We start from the raw sequence: 14,120 nt of genomic DNA, 5'->3' as shown, positions 1-14,120 counted from the left end.
CCACTTCACCCTGAAGCGAGCCGGAAATGTGAAGCCACGGGAATTATTTCTAGGGAAAAAACCGCATTATCACGCCGGTTTTTTCTTGCTCTCACCCCGCTTTTCCCCGACGCTGAAAGAAAAAAGGAGAGCAGGATGGAGATCATCTGGTATCACCCGTCGCAGTCTGCAGCGGCCTGGATTAACGGTTTACAACAGCGTCTGCCCCAGGCGCGGGTTCGGGCCTGGCAGCCAGGCGATAAGGGGCCGGCTGATTACGCGCTGGTCCGCTCACCGCCCACAGAGATGCTGCAGGGACGCGCCACACTGCGCGGCGTCTTTGCGCTGGGCGCAGGCGTTGACGAGATTCTGAAACAGCTGCAGCAGCATCCGGAGATGCTGCCAGACACCGTGCCGCTTTACCGGCTGGAAGATACCGGGATGGCACGGCAGATGCAGGAGTATGCGGTGCATAGCGTGCTGAGCTGGTTCCGTCGTTTTGACGACTACCGTCTCCAGCAGCAGCAGCAGTGCTGGCAGCCACTGCCGGGTTACACGCGCGAAAACTTCACCATCGGCATTCTGGGCGCGGGCGTGCTGGGACAGAGCGTAGCGGAGAGCCTGAAACCCTGGGGATTCCCGTTACGCGTCTGGAGCCGCTCACCGAAAGCGATCGATGGCGTGACCAGCTTTGCCGGTCGCGATGCCTTGCCTGCCTTTCTGCAGGAGACGCGCGTGGTGATCAACCTGTTGCCGAGCACACCCGAGACCATAAATCTTATCGATCACGACTTTTTACAGCAGTTGCCGCATGGCGCGTTCTTCCTCAACATCGCGCGTGGCGCGCAGGTGGTGGAAGACGATCTGCTGGCCGCGCTTAATAGCGGTCAGCTGAAAGCGGCGGCGCTGGATGTCTTTCAGGTTGAACCGCTGCCGGAGGCGCATCCACTCTGGTCACATCCGCGTGTCACGATCACCCCCCATAATGCGGCGGTAACGTTGATCGACGAAGCTATCGACTACATCGCCCGCGCCATCAATCAGGATCAGGCAGGCGAGCCGCCGCAGGGCAGGGTGGATCGTCAGCGCGGCTATTAATGAACCGGCCCTGTCAGGGGCACTCAGCAGGAGAAGAGGATGTATCCGGTAGATCTGCATATGCACACCATCGCCAGCACGCATGCTTACAGCACGTTGCACGATTACGTGACTCAGGCGAAGCAAACCGGCCTGAAACTGTTCGCCATTACCGATCACGGCCCCGACATGGCCGATGCGCCGCACTACTGGCACTTTATTAATATGCGCGTCTGGCCGCGTGTCATTGACGGCGTAGGGATTCTGCGCGGCATAGAAGCCAATATCAAAAACCAGCAGGGCGAGATCGACTGTTCCGGCCCGATGCTCGATGCGCTGGATTTGATCGTCGCCGGTTTTCACGAGCCGGTTTATGCGCCGCGCGACAGAAAACATCACACTGACGCGATGATCGCCGCCATGGCAGGTGGGCTGGTTCATATCATCAGCCATCCGGGCAACCCGAAATTCCCGGTCGATATCCCGGCGATTGCCGAGGCCGCCGCGCACTACAACGTGGCGCTGGAACTGAATAACTCCTCCTTTACGCACTCGCGTCCGGGCAGTGAACCGAACTGCCGGGCTATCGCCGCCGCTGTGCGTGATGCCGGAGGACGACTGGCGTTTGGCTCCGATTCCCACACGGCATTTACGCTCGGCCACTTCGATCACTGCCTGCGGATTGCCCGCGAGGTAGATTTTCCCGAGGATCGGGTGTTAAATGTCACGCCGCGTCGCCTGCTCGACTTTCTGGAAATGCGTAGCGGCAAACATATTGCTGAACTGGCTACGTTCTGACAAAAAAATAAACGTTCTTTAACGACGATATTGCTGAAAGAATTAGAGAGGAGTTGCAGAGTTCAGATCAAGAACTCTGCAAGTTTAAGCTATTTTAGAACTTGTGGGGAAAAAGTGGTGGTGTTCTATTAGTAAAGATAATGTACAATAAAGTATTACTTTAGCTTTTATAGTAAATCTGAAGGCAATGTAACTGTTTAAGAGGTTTTTTATTACAAGCTATAATATGGCAAAGCCAATTTTATTGTCTTTACATTGACAATCTAGTCCCTCTAAGCAATCGCAAAGTCTTATTACTTCATGATGACCCTTCCAACTTTCGGCGTACTCAACCATTTTTTCAATGCTTTTTTGCGTACAGTTTTTATGAAAGCCAACACACCAGAACGATCTGGTGTCATAATTGCAGCTTTTAATGGAGTTTATTTTTTTGATGTCTTTGTTGAACCCATTAATCAATGCCTGTGGGTTGGTGGAGCATTTAATCTCTATGAAAATAAAAGAATTTTTCTTTGTGTGCTTCTTTCGTATAGCAAAGTCGACAAACATATTCAATCGTTCTTTCATTTTCCTATTATCAGGGATAGCTTTCACTTCACGATCGACTGTAAAATTTTTTAACGATGAAATGTAAAATTCTAACTCTAACTGAAACCATTTTTCCCAATCATTTCTTTTAGTTCGACATATGGATAAAAGTTTTTTACGAATGCTGTCATCCAGTAAAAATCCTTCCATGATTTCTTTTACTGTATTAAAATCTGAATTGAGAGTCATAGTCCTTTCCATAACTAATGTGTGTTTAGTGTTTATTATCGGAAGGAAATCAGAATACTTTAATAGAAAAATGACTTCACATACTTAATGAGTGAGAGGCAGAAGGATTTAAATGATGGCAAAGTAATGCCCCAATTAATATTACGCATTAAGTATACGGTTTGTCGTTTTAATATTTTCATATTATTTTCGATAATGAATAAAAGATAGCCATTATGATAAATCTTGATCTATTAGAAGGACACAGCATTGTAGCGTTAATCTCATCAAAAGTGGTGTATAAGAAGAATTATGCCTCAATCGATGTCAAATTAATATGCCGATCCCAACACCTAACGTACGGAAAAATTAGGGTTTCTTAACAACGCAAATTTCCGGTTGATATCCTAATAATCGCGGCTGCAGTAAACGACTTAGGCAGGAGGACGACTGGCGTTTGGTTCCGATTCCCACACGGCATTTACGCTCGGCCATTTCGATCACTGCCTGCGGATTGCCCGCGAGGTGGATTTTCCCGAGGATCGGGTGTTAAATGTCACGCCGCGTCGCCTGCTCGACTTTCTGGAAATGCGTAGCGGCAAACATATTGCTGAACTGGCTGACTTTTAATTTATTTTGCCTCAAGGAAATCTGACTCATGAATGAGTTTTCCATTCTGTGCCGCGTAATCGGCTCACTGTTTAATCGTCAGCCGCAGGACCCGCTGCTGGTGCCGCTTTTCACGCTGCTGCGTGAAGGTAAACTGCAATCGCAGTGGCCGCTGGAACAGGATGAACTGCTGACGCGTCTGCAGCAGAACAGCGACCCGCAGGCGCTGGCCGCCGATTACAACGCGCTGTTTGTTGGCAGCGATTGTAATGTGCCGCCTTACGCTTCACAGTGGCCGGAAGGAAAAACTGAAGCTGAAGTGCGTGCCTTCTTAACGTCGCGTGGCATGCCGCTGAGCGATGCGCCTGCTGACCATTTTGGTGTGCTGCTGCTGGCCGCATCATGGCTGGAAGATCAGTCTGCGGAAGATGAGAGCGCAGCGCAGATGGCGCTGTTTGAAGAGTACCTGCTACCGTGGTGCGGAACGTTCCTGGGCAAAGTGGAAGCGCATGCGACCACCGCGTTTTATCGCACCCTGGCGATGCTGAGCCGTGAAGCCATTCAGGCGATGTACAACGAACTGCTGGACAGCAGCGAAGAAACGCCCGAAGCCTGATTTACCATGTCGCCGGGTGTGTACCCGGCGTAAAGCCTGGCGTCGCAAAAATTTGCGGAGTGCCGGGCAGCCAGGACGCCGCCTTGAGCCTTACCCCAAATCCCCACGGCGTTAACTCGTAGCAGGGCTGGTTATCTTTAACCTGCGGCACAATGCCCGAACCCGCGAGCTGGCCCGTGAGGTGCTGCTGCAACAGCCACGCGGTACGTGCCAGCGACAGCCGGACCTGGCAACCGTGGCCCTCAGTAACGCGTCGCCGCAATCCCTCGAGTACCGCCGCCGCCAGCAGATAGCCGCTGGCATGATCCAGCGCCTGGACCGGCAGCGGAACCGGCTTATCGCTCTGCTGCCACTGCATGCCCCGCTCAGCAATCCCGCATCCCATCTGCACCAGACTGTCGAATCCCCGACGGTTGCGCCACGGTCCCTGCCAGCCCCAGGCATTCAGACCAGCATCGACCAGGCCAGGTGAGAGTGCCTGAAGGGTCTCTGCGTCAAACCCAAGCCGTTCCAGCGCATCTGCCCGATAGCCGTGCACCAGCACGTCAGCTTCGCGCAGCAGGTGGATAAACTGCTCGCGATCGGCAGTCCGGGTCAGGTCAAGCACCGCACGGCGCTTGCCGCAGCTCATCTCTTCATCCAGCGTCGGTTCCTGCCATCCGGGAGGATCAATGCGAAGCACGCTGGCCCCCAGGCTGGCAAGAAATCGTGTGGCGACCGGCCCGGCAATAATCCGCGTCAGATCCAGCACTTTTATACCCATTAACGGACGCGCCTCGGCCAGCGGCCAGTCTGGCGCAGCTAAGGGCTGTGTAGTCTGCCAGCTGAACAGGGGTTCGCGCTGCAGGGCCTGACCCTGTGGATGCTGCTGCCAGGCGGCGGTGCTGCGCATTTCTGCGGCGCAGCCACCGGCATCAATAATCGCCTGCTCCAGTTCGCTGGCCTGCCATTGCTGCACCTGCTGCGCCAGCGCCGCGCGGTCGGCGTGCGCACCCAGCACCTGCTCCATCGCCAGCCGGTGATGCGCAGCATTGGTGTGCAGACGGATCCAGCCATCGCGACTGCGATAGTCACCGGCAAACGCATCCCACATCGCGGGCGCCGCGCGGTTCAGCGGGTGAAAGCTTTGCTGAAACCAGCGCGATGCCAGACGCACATTGACGATGATGGGGTGAGAGGGACATTCAGGTCGGGATGTGGCAATGAGTGCAGCGGCAGCCTGCGTCGCCAGACCGAGGCTGGTGGCCGCCAGTTCACTGACGGCAAAAGCAGAAGAAAAGGTGGCACGATCAACGAAGGTGGGAAGAGGCAAGGCGTCATCGCGCCCCCGCAATCCCTGCTGCATCTGCTGCCACAAAGAGGCGGCAAGCTTTGAGTCCATGTTGTGCTCCCTGAAAAAGGTCATTTCTCAAGCATAGCACGCAGAATTAACGCCGCCGCAGGCGCGGGAAACGGGCATGCATCCGCAGGTTACGCAGGTTGATCACCGCGATAGCCGTGCCGAGGATCACCAGGGATGCCCCGATAATCTTGAAGCTGTTGAGGCTGTCACCCAGCACCACAATCCCCATCAGCACCGATAAAACCGGCGTCAGCAGCGAGTAGGGCATGATCAGGTTGACGTTATATTTCTTCAGCAGCATGTACCACAGTGTATAAGCCACAATCGACGAGGCGATGGCGCTGTAGAGAATCGCAAACCAGCCGTGCCAGCCCGCATGCTGCAGGGCATAGAGCTGGTTCGACTCCATCACAAAGCTGGACGCGCCTGTGATCGGAATCGCCAGAAACGCAATCCATCCGGTCATGGTCAGCGGCTTAATCGGCGGCGACTTCTTCACAATCAGGTTACTGACGGCCCATCCGGTGGCGCTGCACAGCAGCAGGCAGAGCACCCACCATGACGGAATCGTCGGGCTGCCAGAAAGCACCACCACGCCGCTCAGCGAGATCATAATGCCCACCAGCTGCACCAGCTTCAGCTTCTCTTTCAGCACCACCATCGCCAGCAGCATGGCAATCGGCGTTCCCAGCTGCACGACAATGGCACCGGTGCCGGCATCGGTGTAGCGCAGGCCGACAAACAGCAGCGAGAAGTGCATAAAGCCGAATGTAAACGCCAGCAGTAGCAGCCAGGGCAGCTGTTGACGGTTAATCCGGCAAAACGGCACCAGCACGATAGCCACGATCACAAAACGCATAAACGTCAGAAACAGGGGCGGCAGCTCCAGCAGGCCCCATTTCACCGCCACGTTGTTGAACGCCCAGATGGAAACCACCATCAGAATCAGAAAAAAATGCCGCACAGCCACGATAATATCCTTTCGATGATTTTTGCTTAGCCCGCTAATGATGGCACGAACTGCGGCATTCCAGCCAATCGCAGCGACAAATTTTCTGCCATTACGGCGCAGCCCGATGAGACTTTCGCGCACGATGCTGGCAGACTGATTTGAAACGACTTCTTAAAGGAACCGATTCGGTATGACCCAGACGTCCGCTTTACCCCTTGCGTTGATTCAGCTTGAAGTCCCACCCGCAAACGTCGTCTCAGAGATTGGTGAACAGCCGCGCTGGTTCATTGACGCGTTAAACCTGCAACCTGATGAGTATCTGATTGTCCGGCCCCATCTGGGCGAGGCATTACCCGATTTCGATCAGATTTCAGGAGCGATCCTCAGCGGTTCCTGGGCGATGGCCACCGATCACGCTGAGTGGAGCGAACGCAGCGCCGCATGGATTCGGGCAGCGATTGATACTGATCTGCCGCTGCTGGGTGTCTGCTATGGTCATCAGCTGATGGCCTATGCGCTGGGCGGGGAAGTGGCCGATAACCCCAATGGCTGGGAGCGTGGTCTGTTACCGATACGCTGTTCAGACCAGGCGCAGCGCGATCCCCTGCTGCAGAAATTGCCACAGGATTTTAGCGTCTGGCTGTCACATCGCCAGTCGGTGATCAGTGCGCCGCCGCAGGCACAGGTACTGGCTGCTTCTGCACGCGATGGCTGTCAGATTGTACGCTATACGCCGCAGGCACTCTCCGTGCAGTTTCATCCTGAATTTACACGGCACATCATGACCGTCTGTACGCCGCAGGGCTGCACAGAGGAAGGGGCCAACGAGATAGAAGGGAAAGACTGGGCGCGTGAGTTGCTGGCGACGTTCTGGCAACAGACGCGCCCGTTAGTCGGGCGTGCTCAGGGCGCGTAGTGACGTGTGCAGCGATAGACCCAGGCGGGTGGCACGTTTTTCAGCACCCGCTGGCGTTCCCAGGTGAAGTAGCGCGACAGATCAGGCTGGGTCAGCGAGGTGTACTGAAACTGCACAAACACGCCATTCGGGCCGAGGGCGTTATAGACCGCACGCAGGATTGCCTCTCGCAATTCAGGGGGTAATGACAGCAACGGCAGGCCAGAGAAGATGACGTCATACTTCCCACTCAGGTACTCCGCAGAGCAGGTGCGCACGGTCATGCGTGGATCGTCCAGCGCGTTGAGCTTGTCTGCCAGCGTGCTGCTGATCTCAAAGGCATCCAGCGTTGCGTCGGGTGCCATCTGCGCCAGTATCTGCCGTGTCAGCACCCCATCACCTGCGCCGAGTTCGGCAATTCGTAACGTTTCAGGCCATTCCACCGACGCAATCATGGCGCGGCACAGTGCCTCTGACGAGGGTGTAATGCTGCCCATCTTGCGAGGGTTGCGGATAAACTGATGCACGAAATTGGCTTTAGCGCGCATCAGGGTAATAGCTGAAGCCAGCATGCTCATCTCCAGAATGAATTCATCCTCACGTTGACACCCTTTGTGCCGCACAAGTTTCTCCCTGACCAGTCTTTTAGGTAAAAGTCGGAATTTTCTATAAGCGCAGCGGAAACGCCTATTCCTTCGGGGCGGTCACAGTTTCTGGTTAACAGACCTGACAGGCTCTCAATGATCCTTCATGTTAATAATAAGTTTCATCATTGTTGCATTAGTCACCTGTCAGGAGAATGACCATGCGTTACGCCGCCCCCGGAGAACAGGGTTCTCTGATTACGCTACAAAAAAATTATGGCAACTTCATTAATGGTGAATTCGTCGCGCCGGTGAACGGCAACTACTTCACCAATACCTCACCGGTGAATGGTTCTGCCGCCGGTGAGTTTCCACGCTCAGACGCTGCCGATGTTGACAACGCGGTGGCCGCTGCGGCAGCGGCAGCTGATGCCTGGGGCAAGACCTCACCCCAGCAGCGCTCTCTGCTGCTATTGAAAATTGCCGATCGGCTGGAAGAGCATCTGGAGACCATGGCGGTTTATGAAACCTGGGATAACGGCAAACCCGTGCGTGAAACCCTGGCGGCCGATCTGCCGCTGGCCGTCGATCACTTCCGCTACTTTGCCGGTTGTGTCCGCGCGCAGGAGGGCAGTGCAGCAGAGATTGATGAGTTCACGGCCGCCTACCATTTCCACGAGCCGCTGGGTGTGGTGGCACAGATAATCCCCTGGAATTTCCCGCTGTTAATGGCGTCCTGGAAACTGGCACCGGCGCTGGGCGCGGGTAACTGCGTCGTGCTGAAACCGGCTGAACAGACGCCGCTGTCGATCACCCTCTTTGTCGATCTGATAAAAGATCTGCTCCCGCCGGGCGTGCTGAATGTGGTGCATGGGTTCGGTAAAGAGGCCGGTGAAGCGCTGGCCTCTCATCCCGGCATCGCCAAAGTCGCCTTTACCGGCTCTACTGCCACCGGAGGTCATATTCTGGAGCTGGCAGCGAAAAGCCTGATCCCGTCGACAGTTGAGCTGGGCGGCAAATCACCGAACATCTTCTTTGAAGACATCATGCAGGCGGAAGAGAGCTTTATTGAGAAAGCGGCGGAAGGCGTGGTGCTGGGCTTCCTGAATCAGGGCGAAATCTGTACCTGTCCGTCGCGTGCACTGGTGCAGGAGTCAATCTACGAGCCGTTCATGGCGGCTGTCATGAAGCGGGTAAAAACCATTAAACGGGGCGATCCGCTGGATACCGAGACCATGGTCGGCGCTCAGGCGTCGCAACAGCAATTCGATAAAATTCTCTCTTATCTTGAGGTTGCACGAAAAGAGGGTGCTGAAGTGCTGGTGGGCGGTGGCGTCGAGAAGCTGGATGACTCACTCAGTAGCGGTTACTACATCCAGCCAACCCTGCTGAAAGGCAACAACAGCATGCGGGTGTTCCAGGAAGAGATCTTTGGCCCGGTCATTGGCATTACAACCTTTAAAGATGAGGCGGAAGCGGTCAGCATCGCTAACGATTCTATCTATGGCCTGGGTGCAGGCGTCTGGACCCGCGATATCAACCGTGCCTATCGCGTGGGCAGGGCGATTAAAGCGGGACGCGTCTGGACGAACTGCTATCACCTCTATCCGGCGCATGCCGCATTTGGCGGCTATAAAAAATCGGGCATCGGCCGTGAGACCCACAAAATGATGCTGGATCACTATCAGCAGATCAAGAATCTGCTGGTCAGCTACAGCATTGAGCCCCTGGGCTTTTTCTAATCCTGACAAGCCGCTTACCCGCCGCGCCAGCTCAAACCACGCTCAGGCGTGGTTTTTTTGTGATCCTCTGTTGTAACCTTCTGACACAAAAACACTTATTAGTAATCACGCTTTCTAAAGAACAATTAATCAGTCCTGTCTGAACGGGCAATTCACCGATAATCGCTTCGCTTACCTCCATTCTATTCTCTTCCACGTTCACTCACTGAAATCCCATACATTAAAGAGTTAACTAATTGATAAGTATATTTTTATTTCCTGGTTTTGTGAGCGGGTAATGCATCACTGCCAGCGGCCTGACGCTTACACATCCTGAGTGCAAAAAATCAGAACCACTTTTAACATGAGTATTTTTAATGAAGGGGTGTTGTAAAATTAATCAATGTGTAAAAATACTTCATATTTTTGCAAGTTGTTGGGATTTGTCCTAACAGAGTACCTAAAAGGGTGACATATTTGGATTAACTTAATTAGTTAAGTATTTCTAAAGTAAAATCTTGTGAAAGTGGGTCTTTGAAATTTTGTCAATCTTATGTAAACTCGCAGATTATATTTACACAAGGATTGTAATTTCAGACCGGCGGGCAGGGAATACCTGACTCGTGCGGTAGCTATGAAATCTTATATTGATGTAACTTATTGAATTGGATCGCTTTAATAAGGTGTCTGGCAGATGTGTTAAGCCATTTTATTTCGTTAGCGAATAACACTGTTATTTTAAATCTGAGTCAATAAGTCTGTTTTTCGACCAGGGATGGCATAAGTAAAGCTTGGGTTTTGCCTGCCTTCTTAAATTTGCCGGGAAAATATTGATCAGGTTTTTGATCGTTTATTACCAGGTCAGATTCCTCCCGTCTCCCGCAGTCGTCTCCATTTATAAATTTTTATACTTAACCTTTTTTGATCGTTTGCCATGCCAGCACGCGACGGTTTAGCGCGGTTCGTTTAAGAATTGTTTTTTAGCATGGCACTAACTCAAATTTTTTGAAGACCTGCTCCCGATTTTCAACACTGACAACCGGCCTCTGGCCACTCTCCAGGATATGAATGGAACACAACATGAAAAAAATGGTGAAGCTCCGTATTGCGTTAGGCCTGATGTTTGTTTTCTCAGTCGCCGGTTGTAAAACACCGCCAAAAATGACCGATGACACGCTGGTCACCAGCACGGTTGACGGCGTGGCGATCAGCCACCGTTATGCCGTTAAACCGCCCGCGCAGTTCAGCCCGGTCAACGAAACTTACCGCGCGCTCTATCCCGGTTCGGTCATGAGCCAGCCAGGTTACGGCGGCAAAGTGGTGGATACCCTGAAAACCGGCGAAAGTTACACCGTGATTGGTCAGGTAGAGAACAACTGGCTGGCGTTGGGTGAACCCGCGCAGGCCGCAGCAGAAGGTAAACCGGACAACGCCACCGCTGCCGTGAAAGATGCTGCTCAGCCTGCCGCGCCGCAGGCAACCGTCCAACTGACGGGCTATGTGCCGTTCCGCGCCGTGGTGAAAAGCGAACTTTACGACCAGACCGTTAAAGCCGATCAGCCAAAACGTCGCGTGCGCAGCAGCAAGAAGAAAACCTGCGTCGCGGTCAACGGTGACAGCACCGCCTGTCAGAACAGCAGTAACGGAACCTGGATCATTAACTAATCGCACAGAGCAGGGAGGGCTTGATGATGAGAACAACACAACTGCGTCGTGGGGTGATCGTGCTGCTGGTGTGGCTGCTTGCCGCTTGCAGCAGCAACAGTACGCCGCCGGTGGCTTACTACAACCTGGACGTGCAGGGACAGAATCAGCTCAATGGCGGTGCGCCGCTGAAGGTCCGTGTGGTGTTACTGAGCTCCGATGCGGAGTTCATGTCGGCGGACTTTTACTCCCTGCAAAACCAGTCCGGAACCGTGCTGGGCAGCGCCCAGCTCAACACCCAACAGTTCTTCCTGACGCCAGGACAGCGCAGCAAAACACTGCGCATCCGGAGTCTGCCGGAGGCACGCTTTATCGGCATCATGGCGGAATATCAGTCGCTGGATGGCAAGGTCTGGCGACTGTCACTGCCGGTTCCCGAAGGCGATTCGCCGTCATTCTGGGCGTTCTGGAAACGTAACGATAGCGAGCTGAATGCCCGCATCGTGGCAGGGATTAATGGCCTTCGCGTGGAAAAACAGTGATGTCTATGAACAGAGCCGAAAAGGTAGTCTGGACCGAGGGGATGTTTCTGCGTCCTCACCATTTCCAGCAGTCAGAAAATTATCTTCTCAGCACCCTGCGTGAGTGGGGCCAGTCACAGCGCGCCTACACATGGGGCTTTTACGATCTGGAGTTCGATGAAGCGCTGCTGCGTCAGGGAAAACTGGCGCTAAGCGCGGCCAGCGGCTGTCTGCCAGACGGCACGTTTTTCTCCTTCAGCCAGCCGCAGCATGGCCCGGCGCCGCTGGATCTGCCGGCTTCTGTTGACCGGAGCAAAGTGGTGCTGGCGATACCGGCCCGGCGCAATGGCCGCGAAGCGGTCGCCTTCAAAGAGTCGCAGGATTCTCTGGCGCGCTATCTCGCCTGGGAAGCGGACGTGGAAGATGACAACGCCCAGGCAGTAGGCAGCGCCACGGTGCAGTTCGGAAAGCTGCGCCTGCGGCTGATGCTGGAACAGGATCTGACCGCTGAATGGACCGCAATGGGCGTGGCGCAGGTGATTGAAAAACGCAGCGACAACCACATCCGGCTCGACAGCGACTATATCCCGCCGATGCTGACCCTGAACAGCAGCCGTCCGCTGCAGAACATGTTTAACGATCTGCACGGGCTGATCCAGCAACGCAGCCAGCAGCTGAGTCAGCGCGCGCCTGGCACCGGTCGTTTCAACAGCGCCGATATGGTCGATTTTATGCTGCTGGCACTGCTCAATCGTCAGCTTGGCCTGCACAGCCATCTGCAACATTTGCCTCTGCTCCATCCTGAAACGCTCTACAGCCACTGGCTGCAACTGGCGGCGGAGCTCAGCACCTGGACACCCGCCCGCGCACCGGATTTACTGCCGCTCTACGATCATGACGATCTGCACAGCTGCTTCAGCCGCCTGTCGCTGCTACTGCGCCAGGGACTGTCGCAGGTGATGGAAGAGAGCGCGATTCAGCTACCGCTGATTCAGCGTTCCCACGGCCTGAATGTTGCCACCGTGCCGGAGAGCAGCATGGTGCATGAGTTTGGCTTTGTGCTGGCGGTAAAAGCCAGTGTGCCGGCTGACACGCTCAAAACCCATTTCCCTGCGCAGATGAAAGTCGCGCCGGTCAGCAAAATCCGCGATCTGGTGCAGCTGCAGCTGCCGGGTCTGGCACTTCGGGCGATGCCCGGCGCGCCGCCGCAGATACCGTGGCATGCCGGATACAGCTATTTCGAACTGGATAAGAACAGCGAGCTATGGAAAGAGATGGAGCGCTCGGGCGCTTTTGCGCTGCATCTTGCCGGTGAGTTTCCTGGCCTGAACATGGAGTTCTGGGCCATCCGCAGTCAGTCAGAATAATAAACTGAGCACGCAGCATGATGCAGGAACAACAAAAATCACACAGCGATCTTGCGCCCGATGCCAGCCACCAGAATGTGCTGGTCGCGGCGGCTAACCCCCTGATTAACGCGATTCCACAGATCCGCCATTCGGTGTCGCACGAAGACCCGGCGCAACTGCGCCAGCAACTGATCGACCAGATTCGCCGCTTCGAGCTGAGCTGCCAGCAGTCCGGTCTCGGCTACGAAGTGATCATCGGCGCGCGTTACTGCCTTTGTACCGCGCTGGATGAGGCGGCGGCGCTGACGCCGTGGGGCAGTCGCGGCGTCTGGACCAGCAACGGCTTGCTGGTGACTTTTCACAACGAAACCTGGGGTGGCGAGAAGTTTTTCCAGCTACTGGCCAAGCTGTCGCAGAACCCAAGGCGTCACATTCTGATGCTGGAGCTGATCTACTTCTGTCTGCTGCTGGGGTTCGAAGGCCGCTATCGGGTGCTGGACAATGGCCGCTCGCAGCTGGAGACCATCAAACAGCGTCTGCTGCAGATGATCAGAAGCGTGCGCGGCAGTTACGCGGCGGCGCTGTCACCGCATCCCACCGATCAGCCGGTATTGCGCAAGCTGTGGCGACCGATGATCCCGCTGTGGGCCTGCGCCGCAGTCGCCGGGCTGGCAGCCTGCCTGTTCTATATCGTGCTCAACTGGCGTCTGGGCGATTACACCTCGCCGGTGCTGGCCCGCATCTATCAGACGGCACTACCGGAAGTGAAGATCGGTAATCCTGCGCCGCCACCGCCCGCTACGCTCAACCTGCGCGCCTTCCTGAAACCGGAAATCGATGCCGGGCTGGTGGCCGTGCGTGACGAAGCGGATCGCAGCGTGGTGACACTGAAAGGGGATGGACTGTTTGCCTCGGCGGCTACCGAGGTGCGCGGACGTTATGTTGACGTGATCCAGCGCATCGCCGCCGCCATGAACAACGTCAGCGGCCAGATTCAGGTGATTGGTTACAGCGATAACGTACCGATCCGCAGCGCACGCTTCGCCTCCAACTTTGAACTCTCACTGGCGCGCGCGCGGTCGGTGCAGTCCCTGCTGCAACAGCAACTGGCTCAGCCGTCACGGGTGAAAGCGGAAGGGCGCGGCGAAAGTAATCCGCTGGTGCCGAACAACAGCGCAGAAAATCGCGCACGTAACCGTCGCGTTGAAATCACACTGCTGGTGGCGCCGGATGCGACGCATGCTGAACTCAACGGCCTGGCGAGAGGGAACTGATCC

Annotated in this window: 13 protein-coding genes and 1 pseudogene; 10 read left to right on the top strand and 4 right to left on the bottom strand. The window is 55.1% G+C overall.

Annotation, left to right across the window (positions count from 1 at the left end; genetic code table 11):
* Nucleotides 1–135 precede the first annotated feature (135 nt).
* Both ghrA and HZZ01_RS06630 read left to right on the top strand, forming a co-directional pair.
* Entirely contained in the window at nucleotides 136–1,077 is a 942-nt protein-coding gene (gene ghrA / locus HZZ01_RS06635) for a glyoxylate/hydroxypyruvate reductase GhrA (protein ID WP_179896008.1), read from the top strand.
* Between the two features lie 39 nt (nucleotides 1,078–1,116).
* Entirely contained in the window at nucleotides 1,117–1,854 is a 738-nt protein-coding gene (locus HZZ01_RS06630) for a phosphatase (RefSeq protein WP_179896007.1), read from the top strand.
* A 219-nt stretch (nucleotides 1,855–2,073) separates the two neighbouring features.
* On the opposite strand, the gene HZZ01_RS06625 is transcribed toward HZZ01_RS06630, so the two are convergent.
* Nucleotides 2,074–2,631 carry a hypothetical protein gene (locus tag HZZ01_RS06625; protein ID WP_179896006.1) on the bottom strand — a complete coding sequence of 186 codons (558 nt, stop codon included), beginning with the start codon at nucleotides 2,629–2,631 and terminating at the stop codon, nucleotides 2,074–2,076.
* A gap of 417 nt (nucleotides 2,632–3,048) precedes the next feature.
* Here HZZ01_RS06625 and HZZ01_RS06620 point away from each other — a divergent pair.
* Nucleotides 3,049–3,240, top strand: a pseudogene (locus HZZ01_RS06620) (phosphatase); the annotation flags it as partial.
* A gap of 28 nt (nucleotides 3,241–3,268) precedes the next feature.
* Nucleotides 3,269–3,835 (top strand): molecular chaperone, encoded by a 567-nt coding sequence (locus HZZ01_RS06615; RefSeq protein ID WP_179896005.1) that lies wholly within the window; start codon nucleotides 3,269–3,271, stop codon nucleotides 3,833–3,835.
* A 1-nt stretch (nucleotide 3,836) separates the two neighbouring features.
* Here HZZ01_RS06615 and HZZ01_RS06610 read toward each other — a convergent pair whose 3' ends face one another.
* Both HZZ01_RS06610 and HZZ01_RS06605 read right to left on the bottom strand, forming a co-directional pair.
* Entirely contained in the window at nucleotides 3,837–5,216 is a 1,380-nt protein-coding gene (locus HZZ01_RS06610) for a CoA transferase (protein ID WP_179896004.1), read from the bottom strand.
* Nucleotides 5,217–5,262: 46 nt separating this feature from the next.
* On the bottom strand, nucleotides 5,263–6,147 hold the full coding sequence (locus tag HZZ01_RS06605) for a DMT family transporter (RefSeq protein ID WP_179896003.1): 885 nt from the start codon (nucleotides 6,145–6,147) through the stop codon (nucleotides 5,263–5,265).
* Between the two features lie 172 nt (nucleotides 6,148–6,319).
* Between HZZ01_RS06605 and HZZ01_RS06600 the strand changes: the two genes are divergently transcribed.
* Entirely contained in the window at nucleotides 6,320–7,045 is a 726-nt protein-coding gene (locus tag HZZ01_RS06600) for a glutamine amidotransferase (protein ID WP_179896002.1), read from the top strand.
* Here HZZ01_RS06600 and HZZ01_RS06595 read toward each other — a convergent pair.
* Complete coding sequence (locus HZZ01_RS06595) at nucleotides 7,033–7,596, bottom strand: class I SAM-dependent methyltransferase (RefSeq protein WP_179896001.1); 564 nt, start codon at nucleotides 7,594–7,596, stop codon at nucleotides 7,033–7,035. The genes HZZ01_RS06600 and HZZ01_RS06595 overlap by 13 nt on opposite strands.
* Nucleotides 7,597–7,829: 233 nt before the next feature.
* Here HZZ01_RS06595 and HZZ01_RS06590 point away from each other — a divergent pair, with 233 nt between their 5' ends.
* The 5 genes from HZZ01_RS06590 (at nucleotide 7,830) to HZZ01_RS06570 (ending at nucleotide 14,117) form a co-directional block, all read left to right on the top strand.
* The gene (locus HZZ01_RS06590; RefSeq protein WP_179896000.1) at nucleotides 7,830–9,350 is read left to right on the top strand and encodes an aldehyde dehydrogenase family protein; all 1,521 of its coding nucleotides are present in this window, start codon (nucleotides 7,830–7,832) and stop codon (nucleotides 9,348–9,350) included.
* 1,047 nt (nucleotides 9,351–10,397) lie between these two features.
* On the top strand, nucleotides 10,398–10,994 hold the full coding sequence (locus tag HZZ01_RS06585; RefSeq protein ID WP_179895999.1) for an SH3 domain-containing protein: 597 nt from the start codon (nucleotides 10,398–10,400) through the stop codon (nucleotides 10,992–10,994).
* Nucleotides 10,995–11,017: 23 nt separating this feature from the next.
* Nucleotides 11,018–11,515 (top strand): type VI secretion system lipoprotein TssJ, encoded by a 498-nt coding sequence (tssJ, locus tag HZZ01_RS06580; protein ID WP_179895998.1) that lies wholly within the window; start codon nucleotides 11,018–11,020, stop codon nucleotides 11,513–11,515.
* 5 nt (nucleotides 11,516–11,520) lie between these two features.
* The gene (tssK, locus tag HZZ01_RS06575) at nucleotides 11,521–12,861 is read left to right on the top strand and encodes a type VI secretion system baseplate subunit TssK (protein ID WP_179897105.1); all 1,341 of its coding nucleotides are present in this window, start codon (nucleotides 11,521–11,523) and stop codon (nucleotides 12,859–12,861) included.
* A gap of 17 nt (nucleotides 12,862–12,878) precedes the next feature.
* Entirely contained in the window at nucleotides 12,879–14,117 is a 1,239-nt protein-coding gene (locus HZZ01_RS06570) for a DotU family type VI secretion system protein (protein WP_370463420.1), read from the top strand.
* Nucleotides 14,118–14,120: the final 3 nt, after the last annotated feature.

It is taken from the genome of Pantoea sp. WMus005 (genome assembly GCF_013415305.1).
GTDB classification, from domain to species: domain Bacteria; phylum Pseudomonadota; class Gammaproteobacteria; order Enterobacterales; family Enterobacteriaceae; genus Pantoea; species Pantoea rara.
Note: the sequence above shows the minus strand (reverse complement) of the source record. Positions and strands in the feature narration are given on the sequence as shown.